This window comes from Streptomyces sp. NPDC031426 (assembly GCF_055581585.1).
Map to the genome: position 1 here is coordinate 1 of NZ_JBVIJE010000041.1, position 24,135 is coordinate 24,135.

Sequence of the window (24,135 nt, forward strand, 5' to 3'; positions counted from 1 at the left end):
CGACTCTATCAGACCTTTTCTCGATCCGATTTCCTCGGTGCTTTCCAGGTTCCCGCTCTCGCGTTTCCCTTTCCGGCGGTTCCGACTCTATCAGATCCTTTCGGCGTCTGACTCCCAGTCAGGGGGCTTGTCTTCCCGGCCGTTGGGCCGTTCCGACGAGTGAGACTTTAGCGGATTCCGCGCTCCCGAGCTAATCGGGGGCTGCGTCCTTTCGAACACGGATTCCTCATTCCGCAATTACGCATGCCAAAACACTCGACACCGGAGCGTCGATTGCTGGTTGGTACTTGCGGAGTGGCTGTCCGGGGACCGACCGGAGTCGGCGCTCACGTCGGACAACTCGGAGAACACTACGGATCGGCGTGGCGTGTGTCAACTCTTGCCCCTGGCGCGCTCCGGAGGCGTACTCTGATCCCCATGACGACGCGTACGTGTACCCAGCTGTGGTGGGCCGCCTGACGGCGGCCGTACTCACGTATGCATCCAACGGCCGCCGCTTCGGCGGCCGTTCTCGTATCTCCTCCGGACTCCGGGGGCCGGCCGCAGGAGCGGCGGTCCCGACCAGGAGGTGGAGTGGAGATGAAGCGGGTCTTCAGCGGGATTCAGCCGACCGGGCACCTGACGCTGGGCAACTACCTGGGAGCCCTGCGGCGCTGGGTGGAGACGGATCAGCACCAGGCCGACTCGGTGTTCTGTGTCGTGGATCTGCACGCGCTGACGGTGGACCAGGATCCGGCGCGATTGCTCAGGCTCAGTCGGCAGACGGCGACGTTGATGCTGGCGGCGGGGCTCGATCCCGAGGTGTGCACGGTGTTCCTGCAGAGCCATGTCGACGAGCACACGAGGCTGTCGTATCTGCTGGAGTGCGTGGCGACCGACGGTGAGATGCGCCGGATGATCCAGTACAAGGAGAAGACCGCGAAGGTGCGGGAGCGCGGCGGGACCGTGCGGCTCTCCCTGCTGACGTATCCGGTGCTGATGGCGGCGGACATCCTGGGCTACGGCGCGGAGGAGGTGCCGGTCGGGGACGACCAGGTGCAGCATGTCGAGCTGGCGCGGGATCTGGCGGTGCGGTTCAACCAGCGGTTCGGGCACACGTTCGTGGTGCCGAGGGCCACGCGGCCGGCGGTGGCGGCGCGGGTGATGAATCTGCAGAGCCCGACGTCGAAGATGGGGAAGTCGGACGACTCGGGGCTGGGGGTCGTCTATCTGCTGGACGAGCCGGACGACGTGCGGAAGAAGGTCATGCGGGCCGTCACGGACAGCGGGCGGGACGTGGAGTACGACCGCGAGCGGCGGCCGGGGGTCTCGAACCTGCTGGAGATTCTCGCTGCGTGCACGGACGGGAACCCTGAGTCACTGGCAGGCGTTTACCACTCGTACGGCGCCTTGAAGAAGGACACCGCGGAAGCGGTGGTGGAGGTCCTCAGGCCCGTGCAGGCCAGGCACAGGGAGCTGTGCGCCGATCCTGCCTATGTGGAGGGGGTGCTGCGGGATGGCGCGGAGAAGGCGAGGGCGATGGCCCGGCCGACCGTCGATGCGGCGTACCGGGCGATCGGCCTGTTGCCGCCGGTGTTCGATACGGCGTTGAGCGGGGTCGGGCGGTAGGGCCGGGCGTTGGCCCTGCCAGTACGGGCTCGTGCGTGCGGGGGCGGGCGGCGGCCGGTGAGCGCCGTCGCCCCCGGGCGCCGGGTCAGTCCTTCTTGCCGGAGGCGAGTTCGCGGCTGCGGTCGCGGGCGGCTTCGAGGGCGGCGATGAGGGCGGCTCGTACGCCGTGGTTCTCCAGTTCGCGGATGGCGTTGATCGTCGTACCGGCCGGGGAGGTGACGTTCTCGCGGAGCTTGACGGGGTGTTCGCCGCTGTCGCGGAGCATCACGGCGGCGCCGATGGCGGACTGGACGATGAGGTCGTGGGCCTTGTCGCGGGGCAGGCCGAGCAGGATGCCGGCGTCGGTCATGGCCTCGACCAGGTAGAAGAAGTACGCGGGTCCGGAGCCGGACAGGGCGGTGCAGGCGTCCTGCTGGGTCTCGGGGACGCGGAGTGTCTTGCCGACGGCACCGAAGATCTCCTCGGCGTGCGCGAGGTGCTGCTCGGTGGCGTGGCTGCCGGCGGAGATGACCGACATGGCCTCGTCGACGAGGGCGGGGGTGTTGGTCATGACGCGGACGACCGGGGTGCCTGCGGTCAGGCGCTCCTCGAAGAAGGAGGTGGGGATACCGGCGGCGCCGCTGATGACCAGGCGGTCGGCGGGGACGTGCGGGGCGAGCTCGTCCAGGAGGGCGCCCATGTCCTGCGGCTTGACCGTGAGGATGAGGGTGTCGGCGGTCTTGGCGGCCTCGGTGTTGGTGACCGGGCTGACTCCGTAGCGGGTGCGGAGTTCTTCGGCGCGTTCCGGGCGGCGGGCGGTGACCAGGAGGTCGGCGGGGGCCCAGCCGGCCCGGATCATTCCGCTGAGCAGGGCTTCGCCGATCTTGCCGGTGCCGAGGACTGCGACTTTCTGGCTCATGGGGTCATCCTCGCACCGGGCCGTGAGGGTGCGGGGGGTTGTCCGGCAGGCGGAACACGGGCGCAGTGCGGCCGTCCGGCGCCGTGGGATCGGCGAAGGGTGGTCAGGCCGTGCGGCGCCGGAGGGTGGCCGCGCCCAGTACCAGGACCAGCAGCGCGCAGCCGGCCACGATCAGGACGTCCCGGACGAAGGTCGCGGTCATGTCGGTGTGGTGCAGGACCTGGTTCATGCCGTCGACGGCGTAGGACATCGGCAGGACGTCGGAGATGCCCGTGAGGACGGGCTGCATGTCGGACCGGGGAGTGAACAGGCCGCAGAGGAGGAGCTGGGGGAAGATCACCGCCGGCATGAACTGGACCGCCTGGAACTCCGATGCGGCGAAGGCGGAGACGAAGAGGCCGAGGGCCGTGCCGAGCAGGGCGTCGAGGAGGGCGACGAGGAGGAGCAGCCAGGGCGAGCCGGTGACGTCGAGGCCGAGCACCCACACGGCCAGTCCGGTGGCGAGGGCGGACTGGACGATGGCGATCGCGCCGAAGGCGAGGGCGTAGCCGGCGATGAGGTCAGCCTTGCCGAGGGGCATCGCCAGGAGGCGTTCGAGGGTGCCGGAGGTGCGTTCGCGCAGGGTGGCGATGGAGGTGACCAGGAACATCGTGATCAGCGGGAAGATGCCGAGCAGGGATGCGCCGATGTTGTCGAAGGTGCGCGGGCTGGCGTCGAAGACATAGCGCAGCAGGATCAGCATCAGGCACGGGACGAGGATCATCAGCGCGATGGTGCGCGGGTCGTGGCGGAGCTGGCGCAGGACCCGGGCGGCGGTGGCGGTGGTGCGGCCCGCGTTGATGACACCGGTCGGGGTGGGGACGGTCGTGGTGTTCGGCGTGCTGATCGTGCTCATCGGGTGCTCTCCTTGGGTCGGGCTGCCGCGGCTGCCTCGTCGACGAGGTGGAGGAAGGCGGCCTCGACGGTGTCGCTGCCGGTGCGGGTGCGCAGGGCGTCCGGGGAGTCGTCCGCGAGGATCTCGCCCTCGCGCATGAGGAGGAGGCGGTGGCAGCGCTCGGCCTCGTCCATGACATGGGAGGAGACGAGGAGGGTGGCGCCGCGGGTGGCGGCGATGTCGTGGAAGAGGCGCCACAGGTCGCGGCGCAGTACGGGATCGAGGCCGACGGTGGGTTCGTCCAGGACGAGGAGTTCGGGGGCGCCGAGCAGGGCCACGGCCAGTGAGACCCGGTTGCGCTGGCCGCCGGAGAGGTTGCCGGCGAGGGCGTCGGCGTGGCTGGTGAGGTCGACGTCGGTGATGGCCCGGGTGACGTGCTCGTGGCGGCGTTCGGCGGCTGCGCGGCCGGGGTCGAGGATCGCGGCGAAGTACTCCAGGTTCTGCCGGACGGTCAGGTCGTCGTAGACGGAGGCGTCCTGGGTGACGTAACCGATGCGCGTGCGCAGGGCGGGGTGGCCGGCCGGGTGGCCGAGGACCTGAAGGGTGCCGGTGACCTTGGCCTGGGTGCCCACGATCGAGCGCATGAGGGTCGACTTGCCGCAGCCGGAGGGGCCGAGCAGGCCGGTGACCTGACCGCGGGGGACGGTGAAGTCGAGATGGTGGAGGACGGTGCGGGGGCCGCGGACGGCGGTGAGGTCGTGGGCCTGGACCGCTGGGGTGGGGGCCGGGGTTGGTGGGTCCGGCACGTAATTCATCATGCGATGAATAATGTGCCCGGAGGGTCCGCGCGTCAAGGGGCCGGCCGGTCACACATGCGGAAGCGGCGGCCGGGACGGGCCCGGCCGCCGCTCCGGGCGGCGCCTCTTCGCTGATGTCTATTCGCTGATCAGGGTTTGGTGGCGACGAGGAGAAGCACGTCGTAGGTCTCCTCGACCATGCCGTCCGGGAAGGTCTTCAGCAGATGGGCGCGCTCCTCTTCCAGGAAGGCGGTCCTGCGGTCCTCGGGCGTGAGGAGGAGTGCCGAGTGGCTGCCGATGTTCGCGAGGTGGGTGTCGATCGTGACGCGGCGGCTCCAGCGGACCTCCCGACGGCTGAAGCGAAGGCGGCCGCTGGGGTCGGCCAGTTCCGTGCGGCTGGCTTTCCGCTTCTCGGCGGCGACGTCCACACCGAGGAAGCGGCCGATACGGCGGGCTGCCTCGGCGATCCACTCCACGTCCACGGCGTCGCGGTTCCACCACAGCGCCAGCGCACCTCCCGGCCGCAGCACCCGCAGCGCCTCCGGCACCGAGCGGGCGGTGTCGGTCCAGTGCCAGGCCTGGGCGTAGGTGATGAAGTCGGCGTGGGCGTCGGCGATGGGGAGGGCGTTGCCGTTGCCGCGGACGATCGGGAGATGCGGCAGCACGCGGCGGAACTCGGCGGCCATGCCCTCGCCGGGTTCGACGGCGAGCACGTCGGCGCCGCGGGCCTGCAGGAGGGCGGTCCCGATACCCGTACCGGCCCCGACGTCCACGACCCTGGCACCGGACAGCGACCGGCCGGCCAGTTCCTCGACGGCATCGAAGAGGGCGGGCGGGTAGGAGGGGCGGTTCGCGGCATACTGGGCGGCGGCCGAGTCGAAGGAGCGCGCGCGGGCCGCGGGCGAGGGCGGGGGTGCGGGCGGTTGTGTCGCGGTCATACGACCATGGTGGGGCGGCGCGAACGTGACGTCAGCGGCTTTTCGGAGCCGTCCGACCCCGGGGGGCAGGCCTCACCGGCGGCGCATCCGCCGTCCTCTTCAAGCCCCCTGCCGCCAGCCCTCTGCTGACCACGGTGAACAGGCCCATCACCGGCTCCCCTTCATCCGCCCACCGCGGACCCCGGCGCTGGCACCCACTTCCAACCGCCCGAAGCAACCGCGGCCGGCAAGCGTCACCGGCGACGCATCCGCCGCCCACCCCAAGCCCCTGTACCAACCCCCTGCTGACCACCAAGAGCAGCCATCACCGGCGCCCCCTCATCCGCCCACCCCAAGCCCCTGCACCAACCCCCTGCTGACCACCAAGAGCAGGCATCACCGGCGCCCCCTCATCCGCCCACCGCAAGCCCCTGCCCCCCACCCCCTGGCAACCGCCGGAGGCTCACGTCACCGGCGGCGCTTCTTCTTCGACGGGTTGCCGGTGCGGCGGGTGGTGCGGCGGGCGTGGTCCTCGCGGGCCTTCTCGTACTCCTCGCGGTGCAGCTTCTCGCCCGGGGCCTCGGTGAGGGAGCGGAAGAAGTAGGCGATGAGGGAGCCGACGAAGCCGATGGCGAGCAGGCCGCGCAGGGAGGCCTGGCGCTGTGGGTCGTGGCGCTTACCGAAGCCTTCCCAGGTGTTGCGGAAGGCGAGCGCGCTGCAGATCGCGAACATGGCGATGATCAGCACGGTGACGAAGGAGCCGGTGTCGGCGATCCGGATGCCCTCGTAGGCGAAGCGGAGGACCAGGCAGGAGGCGACGGCGGCGGTGAGGGAGCCGACGGCGACGCCGGCGCGGCGGGCCGCGTAGCCGTTGTCGTGGTTCACCCAGGTGGTGCCGAAGAAGCGGAGCGGCTCGGGGCGGGGCCCGCCGCCCTGGGCCGTACCGTCCGAGGAGCCCGCCGTGGTGTCCGGGGTGCCGGTTTCGTCGCTCACGGAACGATTATGGCGCCGGGTGGTGGCGGGCTCCCGGAGGGGGTCAGGCGCAGCGCGGGGCGATGTAGCCGTCGCTGCCGGTCTGGACGTAGGCGTCGGACACGTACTCGCCGCTGTCGATGTTGTCCCAGATGTTCGACGTGCCATAGGGCCCCGTCACGGTCGTGCCCGGGGTCTGGCAGAAGATCGGTACCCGGATCCCCTCGGTGAGGACCCGGACGATGCTGTAGTTGGTGCCCGGTCCGCTGCGGACGTTCAGGCGGACACCTGGCGCGACCGGGTACGTGTGGACACCCGACTCCGTGGTGAAAGACTCGCTCTCGCCGCCCCTCGCGGCTTCCGTGTGCTCGACAGACATGACAGACCTCCCCCGCTCGGCCCCACGACTGTGCTGGGGCCCGTAGCTTCCCTCGAATCGTGTCCTGAAACACGTGTGCGTAACTCGCGCGCGAAGGCTAGCAAGCCGCCTCTGTCTCGCACGAGTCATCGACTAGGCTCCGTGCGTCGCGCGCGCGGACGAACAGCACGGGGGTGGTCCATGACGCCACAGCGCAGCACCGGAGCGGGCGCGGAAGCGGAACTTCCCGAGTACGCCGGTCACTACCACTTGGAGTCCTGTCTGGGGTCCGGGGGCATGGGCGTGGTGCATCTGGCCCGCAGCACCTCCGGACTGAGGCTCGCCGTGAAGGTCGTACACGCCGAGTTCGCGAGGGACCGCGAGTTCAGAGGCCGTTTCCGGCAGGAGGTGGCGGCGGCCCGGAGGGTGAGCGGCGCCTTCACCGCGCCCGTCGTCGATGCCGACCCGGAGGCCGAACGGCCCTGGATGGCCACGCTGTTCATCCCCGGTCCGACTCTCTCGGAGTACGTGAAGCGGAACGGGCCGATGCCGGCGGCCCAGTTGCGGCGGCTCATGGCCGGGCTCGCCGAGGCGTTGCGCGACATCCATCGGGTGGGGGTCGTGCACCGGGATCTCAAGCCGAGCAATGTGCTGCTGGCCGAGGACGGTCCGAAGGTCATCGACTTCGGCATCTCCCGGCCGAAGGACAGTGAACTGCGCACCGAGACCGGCAAGTTGATCGGCACGCCGCCGTTCATGGCACCGGAGCAGTTCCGGCGGCCCCGGGAAGTGGGGCCGGCGGCGGACATCTTCGCCCTCGGGTCGGTGATGGTGCACGCGGCGACCGGGCGGGGGCCGTTCGACTCCGACAGCCCCTATGTCGTCGCGTACCAGGTGGTGCACGACGAGCCGGATCTGACCGGGGTGCCGGAGAGTCTCGCCCCGCTGGTGCTGCGGTGTCTCGCCAAGGAGCCCGAGGACCGGCCCACTCCCGACGAGCTGATGCGTGAGCTGCGGTCGGTGGCGGCCTCGTACGACACGCAGGCGTTCATACCGGCGCAGCGCACCGGGGACGACGCGCCGGCTCACGAACCCTCCGGTGCCGAGCCGGTGCCCGGTTCCCGCAGGCGCTTGGGCAGGCGCACGGCTCTCGGCGCCGGGGCGCTCGTCCTTGCCCTTGCCCTGGCTGGGGTGCTCACCGGGCTGCTCCACGCCGGCGACGACGGTGGTCCCGCGGCCAAGGAGGCCGGCGCCCCCACCACCGCTGCCGGATTCGCCGCATGGCGCGCCAAGCCTGTCGGGAAGGGCTCGGGGATGCCTCAATGCGTCCACGGGGCCGGGCGGTTGCTCTGCTTCCGTTCCGGCCTGGCGTTCGCCCTCGATCCCGCGAACGGCTCCCTCCTGTGGCGGCGGCCGGTCGCCGAGGAACGGACGAGCGACGCTCCCGCTCTCTCGGGCGGCCTCCTGTTGCTGCCCACGGACGGCGGCCGGCGAGTCGTGGCACTCGATCCCGCCTCGGGCAGGCCGCGCTGGCAACGGGCCATGCCCGCGAACACGGGGATACGGTTCACCAAGTCCATGCTCCTGGTCACCGGCACGGACGGGGCGGTCACCGGGGTGGCCGGGGCATCGGGAGAGACCAAGTGGCATCGCCGCGTGTCCGGGAGCACGACCCCGCTGCTGGCCTCCTACGACGGCGATCCGCTGGCCTATGCGACCAGCGCCTCGGCGCAAGGGGCGGACACGCTGGTCACCGCCCTGGAACCGCGCACCGGTGCGGTGCGGTGGCAAGCGCGGCTGAAGGGCCTGCTGCGGCCCATCGGCAGCCAGGGCCACTCCCTGTTCCTGCTGTCCCTCGACCGCGTCTCGGGCGACGCGAAGGCCGTCGTCCGGTACTCACCGGCCGTGAAGGCCGTACGCCGCGTCGCCCTGCCCCTCCCGCTCACGGCACCCCACGCCGACGTACGCGGCGATGTCGTGCAGCTGCTGGCGACCGGCGGGTCACTGGACGCGGTCGACCTCGGCACGGGCAAGTGGCTGTGGCACACGGAAACGTCCGTGAGCCGCGGTTCGGCGCCGGTCGCCTCCGCCGACCACGTCTACTTCACCGCTCCCGACGGGCGGCTGCTCGCCGTCGACGCACGCGGCGGAAGCCTGGTGGGACAGACACCGCCACGGCTCGGTGCGAACGCGGGCGAGGTCTCCGCCGCCCTGCCCAGCCCGCTGCTCATCGGCACGCATGTCTATGCCGCCTCCCCCGACGGAACCGTCTTCGCCGTGGACGGACGCGACCCGAAGACCTGGTGACGGACCGCGACCCCAAGGCCTGGTGACATGCGAAGGGGCCGCCCCCGCGCGGGAGGCGGCCCCTGTCGGGTGGCTGCTCAGCCGAGCCTGGTCACGTCCCGCACCGCGCCCTTGTCGGCGCTGGTGGCCATCGCGGCGTAGGCCCGCAGCGCCGCTGAGACCTTGCGGTCGCGGTTCTTCGGGGCGTAGACGCCGTTGAGGGACTGCTCTCGGCGGGCGAGTTCGGCCTCGTCGACCAGGAGCTCGATCGTGCGGTTCGGGATGTCGATGCGGATGCGGTCGCCGTCCTGGACGAGGGCGATGGTGCCGCCGGAGGCCGCCTCGGGGGAGGCGTGGCCGATGGACAGGCCCGAAGTGCCGCCGGAGAAGCGGCCGTCGGTGATCAGGGCGCAGGTCTTGCCCAGGCCGCGACCCTTCAGGTACGAGGTCGGGTAGAGCATCTCCTGCATGCCGGGGCCGCCCTTGGGGCCCTCGTAGCGGATGACGACGACATCGCCGTCCTTGACCTCCTGGGTGAGGATGCGCTGGACGGCCTCCTCCTGGGACTCGCAGACGACCGCCGGGCCCTCGAAGGTCCAGATCGACTCGTCCACGCCGGCCGTCTTCACCACACAGCCGTCGACCGCCAGGTTGCCCTTGAGGACCGCGAGGCCGCCGTCCTTGGAGTACGCGTGCTCGACGGAGCGGATGCAGCCGCCCTCCGCGTCCTCGTCCAGCGCCTCCCAGCGCTCGGACTGGGAGAAGGCCTCGGCGGAGCGGACGCAGCCCGGTGCCGCGTGCCACAGCTCCACCGCCTCCGGGGACGGGCTGCCACCGCGGACGTCCCAGGTCTTCAGCCAGTCGGCCAGCGACGGGCTGTGGACGGCGTGCACGTCCTCGTTGAGCAGGCCCGCGCGGTGGAGTTCGCCCAGCAGGGCCGGGATGCCGCCGGCGCGGTGCACGTCCTCCATGTAGTACGTGCGGTTCTTCGCCACGTTGGGCGCCACCTTCGCCAGGCACGGCACCCGGCGGGAGACGGCGTCGATCTGCTCCAGGCCGAAGGGGACGCCGGCCTCCTGGGCGGCGGCCAGCAGGTGCAGGATCGTATTGGTGGAGCCGCCCATCGCGATGTCCAGGGCCATGGCGTTCTCGAAGGCCTGGAAGGTGGCGATGTTCAGCGGGAGGACCGTGTCGTCGTCCTGCTCGTAGTAGCGGCGGGTGAGGTCCATGACCGTGTGGGCGGCGTCGACGTAAAGCTGCTTGCGCGCGGTGTGGGTGGCGAGGACCGAGCCGTTGCCGGGCAGGGACAGGCCGATGGCCTCGGTCAGGCAGTTCATCGAGTTGGCGGTGAACATGCCGGAACAGCTGCCGCAGGTCGGGCAGGCGTTCTCCTCGATACGGAGGATGTCCTCGTCGGAGATCTTGTCGTTGACGGCGTCGGAGATCGCGTCGACCAGGTCGAGCGTGCGCACCGTGCCGTCGACCAGGGTGGCGCGGCCGGACTCCATCGGGCCGCCGGAGACGAAGACCGTCGGGATGTTCAGGCGCAGGGCCGCCAGCAGCATGCCCGGGGTGATCTTGTCGCAGTTGGAGATGCAGACCAGGGCGTCGGCGCAGTGGGCCTCGACCATGTACTCCACCGAGTCCGCGATCAGGTCGCGGGAGGGCAGGGAGTACAGCATGCCGCCGTGGCCCATCGCGATGCCGTCGTCCACGGCGATCGTGTTGAACTCGCGCGGGATGCCGCCGGCCTCCTTGATCGCCTCGCTGACGATCCGGCCGACCGGCTGCAGATGGGTGTGACCCGGCACGAACTCGGTGAAGGAGTTCGCGACGGCGATGACGGGCTTCCGGCCGATGTCCGCACCGGGTACACCGGAGGCGCGCATAAGGGCGCGGGCGCCCGCCATGTTGCGGCCGTGGGTGACTGTGCGGGACCTCAGCTCGGGCATCGTCGCTCGCTCCTTCGAAGATCTGCCAGACAGTTCTGGTTGTCTTCGAGCGTACGCCGGTGCTCCAAACGCTGGACACGGCTGTCCGGAATGCGGGACGCCCGTCTCGCCGGTCCGAACCCCGGTGTGCGGCTCAGGCGCTGGTCAGATGGTGCTGTACGACCGGTGCCACACGCGCGATGATCTGCTCCAGGTCGGCGGAGGCCAGCGGCTCCAGCTTGACGACGTACCGCATCATCGCCGTGCCCACCAGTTGTGCGGCGGCCAGCTCGGCGCGCAGTTCGGCGTCCGGCAGGTCCACCTGGGCGGCGACGCGGCGCAGCAGCTGGGAGGCGATGAGCCGGCGGAAGACGGCGGCGGCGGTCTCGTTGTTCAGGGCGGACCGGACGATCGCGAGGACCGGTGAACGGGTCGTGGGGTTCTCCCAGACGCCGAAGATGAAACGGGTCAGCCGCTCCCCCACCGCTTCCACGGGACCGGCGGCCAGCGCCTCGGGGGCGTTCAGCGCGGGCGCGAAGGCCACCGCGATCGCCGCCTCGAAGACCTGCTCCTTGGTGCCGAAGTAGTGGTGGACCAGCGCGGAGTCGACACCGGCCGCCTTCGCGATACCGCGCACGGACGCCTTCTCGTAGCCGCGCTCGGAGAACTCCTCGCGAGCGGCGGAGAGGATGCGGTCGCGGGTGTCGGCGGATTCCGTGCGCGGCGGCCTGCCTCTTCTGCGGGTGGGCTGCTCGTGGTCGTTCATCGCCGAGGCACCCGTACCGCCGACGTCAGGTGCTTGCGGGTGAAGGCCAGGGCCTCGGCGAGGTCGGCCTCGCGCTCGGCGCTGGACATCGCCCGCCGGGTGTTGACCTCGATGACAACATGGCCGTCGAACCCGGAGACGGCCAGGTGCTCCACCAGCTCGGCGCAGGGCTGGGTGCCGCGGCCCGGCACCATGTGCTCGTCCTTGGCCGAGCCCCGGCCGTCGGCGAGATGGACGTGGCCGAGGCGGTCGCCCATGCGGCCGGCCATCTCCAGGGCGTCCGTGCGGGCCGTCGCCGTGTGGCTGAGGTCGATCGTGAAGTGCCGGTAGTCGTGCTGGGTGACGTCCCAGTCGGGGGCGTAGGCGAGCATCTCGCGGTCGCGGTAGCGCCACGGGTACATGTTCTCGACGGCGAAGCGTACGTCCGTCTCGTCCGCCATCCGCCAGATCCCGTCGACGAAGTCGCGCGCGTACTGCCGCTGCCAGCGGAAGGGCGGGTGTACGACGACGGTGGAGGCACCCAGCTTCTCGGCGGCCGCCCGGGCCCGCTGGAGCTTGACCCAGGGGTCCGTCGACCAGACCCGCTGGGTGATCAGCAGGCAGGGGGCGTGGACGGCCAGGATCGGGATGCCGTGGTAGTCCGACAAGCGGCGCAGCGCCTCGATGTCCTGGCTGACCGGGTCGGTCCACACCATGACCTCGACACCGTCGTAGCCGAGGCGCGCGGCGATCTCGAAGGCAGTCGCGGTGGACTCCGGGTACACGGAGGCCGTCGACAGCGCGATACGCACGTCCGTTGGTTCAGCCACGTCCGTCACCTTACGGCGTTGAGTGGTGCCGGTGTTGGGTGCCCATTCGCCGTTGTGACTTTCGCCATTTGCGCGAGTGCGGGTGTGTGGCCGTTTCTCGCGCTCACGCGGCTGGGTCGCACATCGATACAGCCCGCGCTCCTTTCTGGGCGCTAATCGCTCCCCATGTGATCGAGGCGCCGGAGGATCACGCCCTCCCGCAGAGCCCACGGGCAGACCTCCAGGTTCTCCACCCCGAACAGGTCCATCGCGCCCTCCGCCACCAGGGCGCCCGCCAGGAGCTGGCCGGCGCGGCCCTCGGAGACGCCGGGAAGCTCGGTGCGCTGCTCAGCCGTCATGCCGGCCAGGCGCGGGACCCAGGCCTCCAGGGACTCGCGCTTGAGTTCGCGCTGGACGTAGAGGCCCTCGGCGCTGCGGGCCGCGCCGGCGATGCGGGCGAGCTGCTTGAAGGTCTTGGACGTGGCGACCACGTGGTCGGGGGCGCCGAAGCGGCTGAATTCGCCGACCGTGCGGGCGATCTCGGTACGGACATGGCGGCGCAGGGCGCGCACGGCCCCGGGAGCGGGCGGGTCGCCGGGCAGCCAGCCCGCGGTGAGCCGGCCGGCGCCGAGCGGCAGGGAGACGGCGGCGTCCGGCTCCTCGTCTATGCCGTAGGCGATCTCCAGGGAGCCGCCGCCGATGTCCAGGACCAGCAGCTTTCCGGCGGACCAGCCGAACCAGCGGCGGACCGCGAGGAAGGTGAGGCGGGCCTCCTCCGCACCGGCGAGGACCTGGAGTCGTACGCCCGTCTCGTCCGCCACGCGCGCGAGGACCTCGTCGGCGTTGGTGGCCTCCCGGACGGCGGAGGTCGCGAACGGCAGCAGGTCCTCGACGCCCTTGTCCTCGGCGGCCTGGAGCGCGTCCTGCACGACTGCGACCAGCTTGCGGATGCCGTCGTCGTCGATGGCACCGCTGTCGTCGAGCAGCTGGGCGAGCCGAAGTTCGGCCTTGTGCGAATGCGCGGGCAGCGGGCGCGCGCCGGGGTGGGCGTCCACCACCAGCAGATGCACCGTGTTCGAACCCACGTCCAGGACACCGAGTCTCATATACGGAACGCTACTGCCAGATCGCCCGCCGACGGTCCCCGGTGCGGCTCTCGGCCACTTACCCTGGACACGTGCCAAAGACGAAAAAGGCGAAGGACCACAAATCCTCCAAGGAATTGAAGGATTCTGCACAGGCGAGGGCGTCGTCCGTGACCAAGAAGTCGAAGCAGGCCAAGCAGGCTCCGCAGGTGAGCGACGAAAAGGGGCTCGACTTCGCGCGCGCCTGGGTGGAGTTTCCCGATCCTGCGGACGACGAGCAGGTCTTCCGCTGTGATCTGACATGGCTGACCTCTCGCTGGAACTGCATCTTCGGCAGCGGCTGCCAGGGCATCCAGGCGGGCCGCGCGGACGACGGGTGCTGCTCGCTGGGCGCGCACTTCTCGGACGAGGACGACGAGAAGCGGGTCGCCGAGCATGTGGCCCGGCTCACGCCGGAGATCTGGCAGCACCACGACGAGGGCACGCGGAACGGCTGGGTGTCCAAGGACGAGGAGGGCTCCCGCCAGACCCGCCCCTACCAGGGCTCCTGCATCTTCCAGAACCGGCCCGGCTTCGCGGGCGGCGCGGGCTGCTCGCTGCACATCCTCGCGCTGCGGGAGGGCCGGGAGCCGCTGGAGACCAAGCCGGACGTGTGCTGGCAGCTGCCGATCCGGCGCACCTACGACTGGATCGACCGCCCCGACGACACACGGGTCCTGCAGATCTCCATCGGTGAGTACGACCGCCGGGGCTGGGGTCCGGGCGGCCACGACCTGCACTGGTGGTGCACCTCGGCGACCTCCGCACACGGCGCGGGCGAGCCGGTCTACGTCTCCTACCGGGCCGAGCTGACCGAACTGATGGGCAAGGCCGGCTACGACCGCCTGGCCGAACTCTGCGAACAGCGCCTGGCCTCCCAGCTGCCCCTGCTCGCCCCCCACCCCGCCGACCCGACCCCATAACCCCGGCGAGCCGCGGTTTCCCCGCCGACCCACCGGCGTCACCCCACGGCCGTTCGCCGCCCACGGCGGCCCCGGCCGCGGTGATTGGCAGATCCGTTCCACCCACCCCTCCGTCCCGGCACAGCACCGCCTGACCTGCGACGTCTCGCGCCGACGCCGGTACAGGCCATCCCCGCCCGGAACAGATCTGCCAATCCCACCCTCCGGCACATCCACACGTGCCCTCGTGAGGGATCCGCTCGCCGCCCCACACCGCTCCCATTCCACGGGCCAAGTCCCGCCTGCTACTCCCGGACGGACTCGACATATCGCTGCCGCACGGTGACGGCGCCGACAATCGCTCCGCCCTCTCCGCGCCCCGGCGCTCTCCTCCCCGGCCAGCCCGCCCCTGCCCCGACGGACTCGGCGCATCGCTGCTATGGCGACGGCCCCAGTAATCCCCCAATCCCCACCGCCACCCTTCTCCCCCGGCGCTTCCTTCCCCGCAGCCAAGCCCGCCTCCCACCTCCGGACGGTCTCGGTGCTCCCGCTGCCGGATGCTGACGGCGTCGGTAATCCCGCACCCAGCCCCCGCCCTGCTCCCACCCCCCGGCGCTTCCCCTCCCGCCGGCCGACCCCCGGTCGGCCCGCCCGCTCTCCCGGCCAGCGCATCCCGGCACCCCTCCCCACCGGCCAAGCCCCGCCCTACCCCCCAGACGGACTCGGCGCATCGCTGCCGGACGGAGACGGCGGTGTGGTCGGTGGTGGGGGATCCGGTGGGGTCGGGGCTGGGGAGGTGGGGGGATCGGTGGTCGGTGGCGTGGACGGCGGGGTGGAAGGGGGCGGTGTGGTCGGTGGGGGTGGGGTGGGGGATGCGCTGGTGGGTGGAGGGGTCGGGCCGTGCGTGGGGGCCGTGCCGTAGCCGTCGATCGTGACCACCGCGCCCGCCGGGGAGATCGCCAGCTGCGCCTGCCAGTGGCCGGAGGGCTCGCGGAGGTGGTCGACGTACACCTTGATCGTCAACGTGTCGCCGGGGTTCACGGTTCCCGTGGACCGGCTCAGATACAGCCAGGGCGCTGTCGTGGACGCGGACCAGCGGACCGGGGAGGAGCCGGACGCGGTGAGGGTGATCAGGGTCGTGTCGCCGTCGTTCGCGGCGCTGACCGCGAGGCGCCCGGCGCCCTTCGTGCCCGCTCCGGTCACGCTGACGACCTCCACGGAGACGTCCGCCTTGCCGTCCTTGCCGATGCGGACGCCGGGCTTCACGCTCGCGTTCCCGGCGTTCTCGTAGCCGCCGGCCGGGTCGCTGCCGAGGGCGTCGGGGCCCTGGGCCTCGCGCGCCGTGGCGGAGGGCCCCTCCCCGTCCGCCGTCGGCGCGCCCCGGTAGGCGGCCCACAGGGCCAGGACGGGCGCTGCCAGCACCGTGGCGACGACCGTGGTCGTCACCGCACGCGCGCGTAGCCGGTCGCGGCGGGCCGCGCGGTCCTTGGGGTCCATGGGGAAGCCGCGCCGGTCGAAGCGGGGTGCCGCCGCTCCACGCGCGCGTGGCTGGTGCGCCAGGGCGAGATGCAGGGCCCTTCTGGGTGCCTCCAGGACGGGCAGTTCGGCGGGGGTGACCGTGGCGCCGGGCCAGTGTCCGGGCACGGCGCGCTCGGCGGTGCGGCGGCAGCGCGGGCAGTCGTCGACGTGCCGGACCAGTTCGCGGCGCAGCGCCGTGCTCAGGACCAGCCCGCTGTCCCCCGTGAGATGGGCCACGCTAGGACAGCCGCCGGTCTCGACCACGGCGAGGGCCGCGCGGGTGCGTTCGACCTCGCAGGCGGCGGAGGCGAGCAGTTCGCGTGCGGCCGCCGGTGCCATGCCGAGGACGGCGGCGATCTCCTGCGCGGCCAGGTGGTGGCGGACGGCCAGCTCCAGGGCCTCGCGCTGCTCGGGGGTCGTACCGGCCGCCTCCGGCCAGGCGAGCAGGGCCAGTTCGCGGCGCCGCTGTTCCTGGACCTCCGGGGCGACGGGCGGTTCGGGCACCTGGCGCCGGGTCGGGGGGCGGCCCGCCGCATGCGTGGCCTGACGTTTCTGCTTGGCTTCGGCCAGCTTGCGCAGGCACGCCCAGCGGGCCAGCGCGTACAGCCAGGCCCTGCGGTCGGCGGCGGCCTCGGGGACACGGTGTGCGCGCCGCTCGGCCAGGGCGAGGACATCGCCGAGGGCGGCGGTGGCCGCGTCGTGGTCGCACAGCACCGACAGGCAGTAGGTGAACAGCCCGTCCAGGTACGGTTCGTAGCGCGCCGGCGGCCACTGGGCGAGGGTGCGCGCGGCGGCGCGGTCGCGCCCCTCTCGCGCATCGCGGGCCTCTTCGGCACCGCGACCCTTGCGTGCACCGCGACCTTCCCTCGCCTCTCGTGTGTCGCCTGCCCCTCGTGCTTCACGGGCCTGGCCGCGCACCCGGTGCGCGCCGGTGGTGCGGGTGGTGGTCTCCGGACTGCTGCTCATCACCCGTGCGACCGTAGGCGGCGCCGGAGTGCCCCTTCTCGAAGCTTGAGCACTTTTAATTCGTACGGGTGAAACGATCCCTCATAAGGGGACAGGAACCCTTTGTTCCGTGGCTCGAAGCCGACGGCTGATGGCCGATACCGGTTCACCCACACACATCCCGGGGATCCGTTCACACATCCCGGGGATCCGTTGTCAGTGCCGCGGGCTACGGTTTCCGCATGGCTGCCCGTACCAAGACCACCAAGGACCGCCCGTCCTACCGCTGCACCGAGTGCGGCTGGCAGACGGCCAAGTGGCTCGGCCGCTGCCCCGAGTGCCAGGCCTGGGGCACGGTCGAGGAGTACGGCGCGCCCGCGGTCCGTACGACGGCCGCGGGCCGGGTCACCACCTCGGCGCTGCCGATCGGGCAGGTCGACGGCCGGCAGGCCACCGCCCGCGCCACCGGCGTGCCGGAGCTGGACCGGGTGCTCGGCGGCGGTCTCGTCCCCGGCGCGGTCGTGCTGCTCGCGGGTGAGCCCGGCGTCGGCAAGTCCACGCTGCTGCTGGACGTGGCCGCCAAGTCCGCGAGCGCCGAGCACCGCACCCTCTATGTGACCGGCGAGGAGTCGGCGAGCCAGGTGCGGCTGCGCGCGGACCGCATCGGCGCCCTCCATGACGAGCTGTATCTGGCCGCCGAGACCGATCTGTCCGCCGTCCTCGGCCACCTGGACGAGGTCAAGCCCTCCCTGCTGATCCTCGACTCGGTGCAGACGGTCGCCTCCCCGGAGATCGAGGGCGCACCCGGTGGCATGGCCCAGGTGAGGGAGGTCGCGGGCGCGCTCATCCGCGCCTCCAAGGAGCGCGGGATGTCCACGCTCCTCGTGGGCCATGTCACAAAGGACGGCGCGATCGCGGGCCCTCGCCTCCTGGAACACCTCGTGGACGTCGTCCTGCACTTCGAGGGCGACCGGCACGCGCGCCTGCGCCTGGTGCGCGGTGTGAAGAACCGCTACGGCGCCACGGACGAGGTCGGCTGCTTCGAACTGCACGACGAGGGCATCACCGGACTTGCCGACCCAAGCGGACTCTTCCTCACCCGTCGCGACGAACCGGTCCCCGGCACCTGTCTGACCGTCACCCTGGAGGGCCGCCGCCCGCTGGTGGCCGAGGTGCAGGCGCTGACCGTGGACTCCCAGATCCCCTCCCCGCGGCGTACGACCTCGGGCCTGGAGACCTCGCGCGTGTCGATGATGCTGGCCGTCCTGGAGCAGCGCGGCCGGATCAGCGCGCTCGGCAAGCGGGACATCTACTCCGCGACGGTCGGCGGGGTGAAGCTGTCGGAGCCGGCCGCCGACCTCGCCATCGCCCTCGCGCTCGCCTCCGCCGCCAGCGACACTCCGCTGCCGAAGAACCTTGTCGCGATCGGCGAGGTGGGCCTCGCGGGCGAGGTGAGACGGGTCACGGGCGTGCAGCGCAGGCTCACGGAGGCCCACCGGCTGGGCTTCACGCACGCGCTGGTGCCGACCGATCCGGGCAAGGTGCCGCCCGGCATGAAGGTCCTGGAAGTCGCTGACATGGGGGACGCGCTGCGGGTGCTGCCGCGCTCCCGTCGCCGAGAGGCCCCGCGGGAGGCGGAGGACCGCCGGTAGACTTTGCCCAGGTCTCGCCCGTCCGTACGAACCGAGTGCGGGTCACGGGGGCGCGTCAGAACCTGCGACCGGAGGAGTGCAGTGGCAGCCAACGACCGGGCAGCAGCTCCCGGAAAGATCGGTGGGAGTGCCGGTTCCGATGGCCTGATGCGCGCCTCCCTGAGCGCCGTGGCTCCTGGTACGGCCCTGCGTGACGGGCTCGAACGGGTGCTGCGCGGCAACACCGGCGGACTCATCGTCCTCGGTTCCGACAAGACGGTCGAGGCGATGTGCACGGGCGGGTTCGTCCTCGACGTGGAGTTCACCGCCACCCGGCTGCGGGAGCTGTGCAAGCTGGACGGCGGCATCGTGCTGTCCTCGGACCTGTCGAAGATCCTGCGCGCGGGCGTGCAGCTGGTGCCGGACCCGACGATCCCCACGGAGGAGACGGGCACCCGGCACCGCACGGCGGACCGGGTCAGCAAGCAGGTCGGCTTCCCCGTGGTCTCCGTCTCCCAGTCCATGCGCCTGATCGCCCTCTACGTCGACGGTCAGCGGCGCGTCCTGGAGGACTCGGCGGCGATCCTCTCCCGCGCGAACCAGGCGCTGGCCACGCTGGAGCGGTACAAGCTGCGGCTGGACGAGGTGGCCGGCACCCTCTCGGCGCTGGAGATCGAGGACCTGGTGACGGTGCGGGACGTGTCCGCCGTCGCGCAGCGCCTGGAGATGGTCCGGCGCATCGCCACCGAAATCGCCGAATACGTGGTCGAACTGGGCACGGACGGTCGTCTTCTCGCGCTCCAGTTGGAGGAGTTGATCGCGGGGGTCGAGCCGGACCGCGAGCTGGTCGTCCGGGACTACGTCCCCGAGCCGACCGCCAAGCGTTCCCGCACGGTCGAGGACGCCCTCTCCGAGCTGGACGCGCTGACCCACGCCGAGCTGATCGAACTCGGCACGGTGGCGCGGGCGCTGGGCTACACGGGCTCGCCGGAGACCCTCGACTCCGCGGTGTCCCCGCGGGGCTTCCGGCTGCTGGCCAAGGTGCCGCGGCTGCCGGGCGCGATCATCGACCGGCTGGTGGAGCACTTCGGCGGCCTGCAGAAGCTGCTGGCCGCGAGCGTGGACGACCTGCAGACCGTGGACGGCGTGGGCGAGGCCCGGGCGAGGAGCGTCCGGGAAGGCCTGTCGCGCCTGGCCGAGTCCTCCATCCTGGAGCGGTACGTCTGAGTTCGGACCGTCCGCCCCAACTCCGGTATGGCTTCCCCCAGTTGAACTGCGTAGGGGGAAATCACATGAAGAAGCGCCTCATGGGCACGTTCGCCGCCGCGGCAGTCCTCGCCCGGCACTGACCCTTGCGGGCACGGGGCAGGCGTTCGCCGCCGGCAACCCCGTCACCTGGAAGAACAACGGCAACCACAAGTGCCTGGCGTACTACAGCGGCCGGGCCCGTACTACGTCCGCGGACCCCGGCCGGAGCGCGTCCGTGAAGTGGGACGAGTACAAGCGGTCCGACGGTACGCGCGTAAAACGGTGGCAACTACCAGAAGTGGTACGAGTTCCACGACTCCGACGGCTGGACGCCGTAGGACAAGGCCACCGGGCTCGTCCTCAAGGTTGGATTCCGACGGGCAGGTCAGCACCGGGACGGACACGTATGCCGCGGCCATGCGCTGGAGCTGATCCACAGCTCGTCGCACGTCGACACCCCCGGCCTCGTCGAGGCCGGGGGTGCTTCTTCTGCGACGACGGCTCAGTCGGCCGACAGCACGAAGGACGCCTGCACCTTCCCGAACCCGGGCGCCTTCGCCTCCAGCAGATAGGTGCCCGCCTTCGCCGAGCCCGCGGAGGGCGTCGCACACTGCGGCGCGCTCGGCTTCCGGTCCCACTTCACCGTGTACGTGATGCTCTGCCCCGCCGGCACCCGGAACACCAGGCTCCCCGCGCCCTGGGGACAGTCCGCCGACGACCAGAACGTGTCGCTCCCGTCCGCCGGCGTGATGGTCAACACCGCGTTCTTCGGGCCGAGATCGACCTTGCAGTCGGCGGACGAAGCGTTCTTCGCGGTGAGTTCGAAGGTCGGCGTCTGGTCCGGCGAGTAGGAGTTGTGCAGGCTCCGCAGACTCAACGCCACGGCAGAGGAGGTGCAGTTGGGGAGCGTGGAGGACGCCGGGAGCGTGTCGCCCGTACCGACGTTGCCGCCACCGGAGCCCGAACCCGAACCGCCGGCCGAGCCGTCACCGGACCCGGAGGAGCCGCCGGAGCCGGTGTCCGAACCGCTGCCGCCGCTCGAACCGGAATCGCTCCCACCGGAGGCACCGCCCGAGTCGTCACGCCCGCCCGGGTGTTGGCTGATCGCGGGCCCGGACGAGGACGGCCCCGGCGTGATGGTGTGCGCGGGATCCTTGCCGTTGGACTCGCCGGCGTTCTTCTTGCCGCCCCCGCCGCCGGCGGTGACGATCCACGTGATCAGCAGCGCCAACAGGGCGATCACCGACAGCAGTACGACCCTCCTTCGCCAGTAGATGGAGGAGGGAAGCGGCCCGACCGGATTGCGCAGAGATCCCACGGCGCAAACTGTACGAGAGAACGCCGTGCTCGCTTGCCCCACCCGCCGCATGAGCGCCAACTTTTCCGGATCATCATTCCGGCAACTGCCCTGGCGTCCAGGGTCCTTCACCTTCGCCACGTTCAGTGACCGCGCCGTCACCCGTCCTGCGTGCCGAGCCGTGGCAGGATCGGAGGGCCATGACTGAGAAGCTGCACACCCCCGTGATCGCCTGGTTCGACGCCCATGCCCGCGACCTCCCCTGGCGCCGCCCGGAGGCGGGCCCGTGGGGGGTGATGGTCAGCGAGTTCATGCTCCAGCAGACCCCGGTCAACCGGGTGCTGCCGGTCTACGAGCAGTGGCTGGCCCGCTGGCCGCGCCCCGCCGACCTCGCGAAGGAGGCGCCCGGCGAGGCGGTGCGCGCCTGGGGCCGGCTCGGCTACCCGCGCCGGGCCCTGCGGCTGCACGGCGCCGCGCTGGCCATAACCGAACGGCACGGCGGGGACGTACCGACGGACCACGCGCAGCTGCTGGCGCTGCCCGGCATCGGCGAGTACACGGCCGCCGCGGTGGCCTCGTTCGCGTACGGGCAGCGGCATCCGGTGCTGGACACGAACGTGCGCCGGGTCTTCGCGCGGGCGGTGACGGGGGTGCAGTACCCGCCGAACGCGACCACGGCCGCCGAGCGCCGGCTCGCCCGTGAGCTGCTGCCCGAGGACGAGAAGACGGCGGCGCGCTGGGCCGCGGCCTCCATGGAGCTGGGCGCGCTGGTGTGCACGGCGAAGAACGAGGGGTGCGGGCGCTGCCCCATCGCCGCGCAGTGCGCCTGGCTGCTGGCCGGGAAGCCGGAGCACGAGGGGCCGCCGCGCCGTGGGCAGACGTACGCCGGCACGGACCGGCAGGTGCGCGGCAAGCTGCTGGCGGTACTGCGGGAGGCGCACGCGCCGGTGCCGCAGGCGGCCTTGGACCGGGTGTGGCACGAGCCGGTGCAGCGCGCCCGCGCGCTCGACGGGCTCGTCGCGGACGGTCTGGTGGAGCCGCTGCCGGGCGGTCTGTATCGGCTGCCGTTGAGCTGACGGACAGCCAAGTCACAGTCAGCCTGCCCCTGTTACCGCCCGATCCGGCCGACAAAAGCCCCCATAAAGGAACATAACAGTCGCACTCCTTACCCACTCCCTACGGCTGTTACACAACTGACGGATAGCCGATTGCTAGCCGCAGGCTGGTTCGGACAGCGCCGTGACAACCGCTCCCTAACTTCTTGTCCGTGCCCGGCAGACCACCGGACACGGGGTACGCAGGACTTCAGGCATGAGCCGGAGTGAACGGGGAGCGGAGGCGGTTGATCATGACGCAGGGCGAGGTGCTCGAATTCGAGGAGTACGTCCGCACCAGGCAGGACGCGCTGCTGCGCAGCGCACGCCGGCTGGTCCCGGACCCGGTCGACGCCCAGGACCTGCTGCAGACGGCACTGGTGCGGACGTACGGCCGCTGGGAGGGCATCGCCGACAAGCGCCTCGCCGACGCCTATCTGCGCCGGGTCATGATCAACACCCGCACGGAGTGGTGGCGGGCGCGCAAGCTGGAGGAGGTCCCGACCGAGCAGCTGCCGGACGCGTCCGTGGACGACTCCACCGAGCAGCACGCCGACCGGGCCCTGCTGATGGACGTCATGAAAGTGCTCGCACCGAAGCAGCGCAGTGTTGTAGTACTGCGACACTGGGAGCAGATGTCCACGGAGGAGACGGCCGCCGCCCTCGGCATGTCGGCCGGTACGGTCAAGAGCACGCTGCACCGGGCGCTCGCCCGGCTCCGCGAGGAGCTGGAGGCCCGCGATCTGGACGCACGCGCGCTGGAGCGTGAGGAGCGGGAGCGTTGCGCGGCCTGACCGGGGCCGGGCCCGACGGGGCCCGAGACAGTTCACAGGCGGTGATCGCGGCGGGGGCCGCGCTCGCCGCCATCGCCCTTTTCGTCGCCGCCTGCGGCACCGGGGGCACCGGCACCCGGGACGAGGGACCCGCGCACGCGTCGGCGATCGCGGGAGCCGTCGCCTCACCCAGGCCGAGCACGACCACCGGCTATCGGCGGGTGAACGCCGTCTCGCTGATCAAGAACGACCCGGCGGTCTCCGCGACGGTGAAGCGCGGGCTGAAGCCGTGCAGCGGCAACGACTACCCGATCGAGGTCACCTACGGCTATCTGACCGGCGGATCGGTCAACGACGTCCTCATCAACGTGTCGGCCTGCAGTGACTGGGTGGGCATCGGCACGTATGTGTACCGGGACGTCGGGGGCACGTACAAGAATGTGTTCAAGGCGGAGGACTCGCCGGTCGTCTCGGAGATCGACGGCACCGACCTGACCGTGACCAAGCAGGTGTACGGCACGGACGACCAGGTGTCGAACCCGTCCCGGGAAACCGTGATCACGTACAGGTGGAAGGCGGGCCGGTTCACCGAGCGGTACCGGCACGACACCTTCTACAGCAGAACCGGCGGCGACGCGGCGGCCCCGACGGACAACTGACCCCCCACACGCACACACGAGGACTGAGAGCACCGGGATGGCAGACCAGACCCACGTTCTGTTCGTCGAGGACGACGACGTCATCCGCGAGGCCACCCAGCTCGCCCTGGAGCGGGACGGCTTCGCGGTCACCGCCATGCCCGACGGCCTGTCCGGCCTTGAGGCGTTCCGGGCGAACCGCCCCGACATCGCTCTGCTGGACGTGATGGTCCCCGGCCTGGACGGGGTCAGCCTGTGCCGTCGTATCCGGGACGAGTCGACCGTGCCGGTGATCATGCTGTCGGCGCGCGCCGACTCCATCGACGTCGTCCTCGGCCTGGAGGCGGGCGCCGACGACTATGTGACCAAGCCGTTCGACGGTGCCGTGCTGGTCGCGCGGATCCGGGCGGTGCTGCGCCGCTTCGGGCACGCGGGCGGCGGCGACCGGACGGAGGCGGCCGAGGACCCGGTGAGCGGTGGCGTGCTGACCTTCGGGGACCTGGAGATCGACACCGAGGGCATGGAGGTGCGCCGGGCCGGGCAGCCGGTCGCGCTCACCCCGACCGAGATGCGGCTGCTGCTGGAGTTCTCCTCGGCGCCGGGCACCGTGCTCTCCCGTGACAAGCTGCTGGAGCGGGTCTGGGACTACGGCTGGGGCGGGGACACCCGGGTCGTCGACGTGCATGTGCAGCGGCTGCGCCAGAAGATCGGCCAGGACCGGATCGAGACGGTCCGCGGCTTCGGCTACAAGCTGAAGGCCTGAGCGGGGC

Annotated in this window: 21 protein-coding genes; 9 read left to right on the forward strand and 12 right to left on the reverse strand. The window is 71.4% G+C overall.

The genetic code is table 11. The features are described from left to right. Positions 1 to 579: 579 nt before the first annotated feature. Complete coding sequence (trpS, locus tag ACZ5NH_RS41565) at positions 580 to 1,608, forward strand: tryptophan--tRNA ligase (protein WP_468783241.1); 1,029 nt, start codon at positions 580 to 582, stop codon at positions 1,606 to 1,608. Positions 1,609 to 1,693: 85 nt separating this feature from the next. Here the strand turns inward: trpS and proC are convergent, their stop codons facing one another. The 6 genes from proC to ACZ5NH_RS41595 form a co-directional block, all read right to left on the reverse strand. Then, positions 1,694 to 2,506, reverse strand: a complete 813-nt coding sequence (gene proC / locus ACZ5NH_RS41570) for a pyrroline-5-carboxylate reductase (RefSeq protein WP_228624267.1) — start codon at positions 2,504 to 2,506, stop codon at positions 1,694 to 1,696. 103 nt (positions 2,507 to 2,609) lie between these two features. Further along, positions 2,610 to 3,401, reverse strand: coding sequence for an ABC transporter permease (locus ACZ5NH_RS41575; protein ID WP_468783192.1), 792 nt, complete (start codon positions 3,399 to 3,401; stop codon positions 2,610 to 2,612). Continuing rightward, positions 3,398 to 4,198 carry an ABC transporter ATP-binding protein gene (locus tag ACZ5NH_RS41580; protein ID WP_468783194.1) on the reverse strand — a complete coding sequence of 267 codons (801 nt, stop codon included), beginning with the start codon at positions 4,196 to 4,198 and terminating at the stop codon, positions 3,398 to 3,400. Before ACZ5NH_RS41580 ends, ACZ5NH_RS41575 begins: the two co-directional genes overlap by 4 nt. Positions 4,199 to 4,326: 128 nt before the next feature. Next, a complete protein-coding gene (locus ACZ5NH_RS41585; RefSeq protein ID WP_468783196.1) occupies positions 4,327 to 5,115 on the reverse strand; it encodes a class I SAM-dependent methyltransferase in 789 nt (262 codons plus the stop codon). 447 nt (positions 5,116 to 5,562) lie between these two features. Beyond that, entirely contained in the window at positions 5,563 to 6,087 is a 525-nt protein-coding gene (locus ACZ5NH_RS41590) for an EamA/RhaT family transporter (RefSeq protein ID WP_468783198.1), read from the reverse strand. 43 nt (positions 6,088 to 6,130) lie between these two features. Beyond that, positions 6,131 to 6,445, reverse strand: coding sequence for an SH3 domain-containing protein (locus ACZ5NH_RS41595; RefSeq protein WP_388636293.1), 315 nt, complete (start codon positions 6,443 to 6,445; stop codon positions 6,131 to 6,133). A 180-nt stretch (positions 6,446 to 6,625) separates the two neighbouring features. Here ACZ5NH_RS41595 and ACZ5NH_RS41600 point away from each other — a divergent pair, with 180 nt between their 5' ends. After that, entirely contained in the window at positions 6,626 to 8,731 is a 2,106-nt protein-coding gene (locus ACZ5NH_RS41600) for a serine/threonine-protein kinase (protein ID WP_468783200.1), read from the forward strand. 77 nt (positions 8,732 to 8,808) lie between these two features. Here ACZ5NH_RS41600 and ilvD read toward each other — a convergent pair whose 3' ends face one another. From ilvD to ACZ5NH_RS41620, 4 genes are all read right to left on the reverse strand, one after another. Further along, positions 8,809 to 10,662, reverse strand: a complete 1,854-nt coding sequence (gene ilvD / locus ACZ5NH_RS41605; protein ID WP_468783202.1) for a dihydroxy-acid dehydratase — start codon at positions 10,660 to 10,662, stop codon at positions 8,809 to 8,811. 133 nt (positions 10,663 to 10,795) lie between these two features. Next, complete coding sequence (locus ACZ5NH_RS41610) at positions 10,796 to 11,407, reverse strand: TetR/AcrR family transcriptional regulator (protein ID WP_388636287.1); 612 nt, start codon at positions 11,405 to 11,407, stop codon at positions 10,796 to 10,798. Further along, entirely contained in the window at positions 11,404 to 12,225 is an 822-nt protein-coding gene (locus tag ACZ5NH_RS41615; RefSeq protein WP_450986622.1) for a sugar phosphate isomerase/epimerase family protein, read from the reverse strand. The genes ACZ5NH_RS41610 and ACZ5NH_RS41615 overlap by 4 nt, the downstream gene beginning before the upstream one ends. 143 nt (positions 12,226 to 12,368) lie before the next feature. Next, positions 12,369 to 13,301, reverse strand: coding sequence for a Ppx/GppA family phosphatase (locus ACZ5NH_RS41620; RefSeq protein ID WP_388636283.1), 933 nt, complete (start codon positions 13,299 to 13,301; stop codon positions 12,369 to 12,371). A 149-nt stretch (positions 13,302 to 13,450) separates the two neighbouring features. On the opposite strand from ACZ5NH_RS41620, the gene ACZ5NH_RS41625 reads away from it, so the two are divergent. After that, positions 13,451 to 14,242: a DUF3109 family protein gene (locus ACZ5NH_RS41625; protein ID WP_451555632.1), complete on the forward strand. Its 792-nt coding sequence runs from the start codon at positions 13,451 to 13,453 to the stop codon at positions 14,240 to 14,242. A 684-nt stretch (positions 14,243 to 14,926) separates the two neighbouring features. Here the strand turns inward: ACZ5NH_RS41625 and ACZ5NH_RS41630 are convergent. Then, positions 14,927 to 16,708 carry a BACON domain-containing protein gene (locus ACZ5NH_RS41630; RefSeq protein ID WP_468783205.1) on the reverse strand — a complete coding sequence of 594 codons (1,782 nt, stop codon included), beginning with the start codon at positions 16,706 to 16,708 and terminating at the stop codon, positions 14,927 to 14,929. Between the two features lie 218 nt (positions 16,709 to 16,926). On the opposite strand from ACZ5NH_RS41630, the gene radA reads away from it, so the two are divergent. Both radA and disA read left to right on the forward strand, forming a co-directional pair. Further along, a complete protein-coding gene (radA, locus tag ACZ5NH_RS41635; protein ID WP_388636281.1) occupies positions 16,927 to 18,336 on the forward strand; it encodes a DNA repair protein RadA in 1,410 nt (469 codons plus the stop codon). 81 nt (positions 18,337 to 18,417) lie between these two features. After that, on the forward strand, positions 18,418 to 19,542 hold the full coding sequence (gene disA, locus ACZ5NH_RS41640) for a DNA integrity scanning diadenylate cyclase DisA (protein ID WP_228624253.1): 1,125 nt from the start codon (positions 18,418 to 18,420) through the stop codon (positions 19,540 to 19,542). A 523-nt stretch (positions 19,543 to 20,065) separates the two neighbouring features. On the opposite strand, the gene ACZ5NH_RS41645 is transcribed toward disA, so the two are convergent. Then, the gene (locus ACZ5NH_RS41645) at positions 20,066 to 20,881 is read right to left on the reverse strand and encodes a hypothetical protein (protein WP_468783208.1); all 816 of its coding nucleotides are present in this window, start codon (positions 20,879 to 20,881) and stop codon (positions 20,066 to 20,068) included. A 179-nt stretch (positions 20,882 to 21,060) separates the two neighbouring features. Here ACZ5NH_RS41645 and ACZ5NH_RS41650 point away from each other — a divergent pair, with 179 nt between their 5' ends. The 4 genes from ACZ5NH_RS41650 (at position 21,061) to cseB (ending at position 24,128) form a co-directional block, all read left to right on the forward strand. Next, on the forward strand, positions 21,061 to 21,936 hold the full coding sequence (locus tag ACZ5NH_RS41650; RefSeq protein WP_388636278.1) for an HhH-GPD family protein: 876 nt from the start codon (positions 21,061 to 21,063) through the stop codon (positions 21,934 to 21,936). A 272-nt stretch (positions 21,937 to 22,208) separates the two neighbouring features. Further along, a complete protein-coding gene (locus ACZ5NH_RS41655; protein ID WP_468783210.1) occupies positions 22,209 to 22,748 on the forward strand; it encodes a SigE family RNA polymerase sigma factor in 540 nt (179 codons plus the stop codon). Then, the gene (locus tag ACZ5NH_RS41660; protein WP_451554256.1) at positions 22,736 to 23,386 is read left to right on the forward strand and encodes a hypothetical protein; all 651 of its coding nucleotides are present in this window, start codon (positions 22,736 to 22,738) and stop codon (positions 23,384 to 23,386) included. The genes ACZ5NH_RS41655 and ACZ5NH_RS41660 overlap by 13 nt, the downstream gene beginning before the upstream one ends. 37 nt (positions 23,387 to 23,423) lie before the next feature. Then, positions 23,424 to 24,128 (forward strand): two-component system response regulator CseB, encoded by a 705-nt coding sequence (cseB, locus tag ACZ5NH_RS41665; protein ID WP_451554255.1) that lies wholly within the window; start codon positions 23,424 to 23,426, stop codon positions 24,126 to 24,128. Positions 24,129 to 24,135: the final 7 nt, after the last annotated feature.

Coding starts and splice junctions, on each gene's coding strand:
- ACZ5NH_RS41580 (WP_468783194.1), bottom strand. CDS start 4,198: ATGATGAATTACGTGCCGGACCCACCAACCCCGGCCCCCACCCCAGCG.
- ACZ5NH_RS41620 (WP_388636283.1), bottom strand. CDS start 13,301: ATGAGACTCGGTGTCCTGGACGTGGGTTCGAACACGGTGCATCTGCTG.
- proC (WP_228624267.1), bottom strand. CDS start 2,506: ATGAGCCAGAAAGTCGCAGTCCTCGGCACCGGCAAGATCGGCGAAGCC.
- ACZ5NH_RS41655 (WP_468783210.1), top strand. CDS start 22,209: ATGACGCAGGGCGAGGTGCTCGAATTCGAGGAGTACGTCCGCACCAGG.
- ACZ5NH_RS41585 (WP_468783196.1), bottom strand. CDS start 5,115: ATGACCGCGACACAACCGCCCGCACCCCCGCCCTCGCCCGCGGCCCGC.
- ACZ5NH_RS41610 (WP_388636287.1), bottom strand. CDS start 11,407: ATGAACGACCACGAGCAGCCCACCCGCAGAAGAGGCAGGCCGCCGCGC.
- ACZ5NH_RS41595 (WP_388636293.1), bottom strand. CDS start 6,445: ATGTCTGTCGAGCACACGGAAGCCGCGAGGGGCGGCGAGAGCGAGTCT.
- cseB (WP_451554255.1), top strand. CDS start 23,424: ATGGCAGACCAGACCCACGTTCTGTTCGTCGAGGACGACGACGTCATC.
- ACZ5NH_RS41600 (WP_468783200.1), top strand. CDS start 6,626: ATGACGCCACAGCGCAGCACCGGAGCGGGCGCGGAAGCGGAACTTCCC.
- ACZ5NH_RS41575 (WP_468783192.1), bottom strand. CDS start 3,401: ATGAGCACGATCAGCACGCCGAACACCACGACCGTCCCCACCCCGACC.
- trpS (WP_468783241.1), top strand. CDS start 580: ATGAAGCGGGTCTTCAGCGGGATTCAGCCGACCGGGCACCTGACGCTG.
- ACZ5NH_RS41650 (WP_388636278.1), top strand. CDS start 21,061: ATGACTGAGAAGCTGCACACCCCCGTGATCGCCTGGTTCGACGCCCAT.
- radA (WP_388636281.1), top strand. CDS start 16,927: ATGGCTGCCCGTACCAAGACCACCAAGGACCGCCCGTCCTACCGCTGC.
- ilvD (WP_468783202.1), bottom strand. CDS start 10,662: ATGCCCGAGCTGAGGTCCCGCACAGTCACCCACGGCCGCAACATGGCG.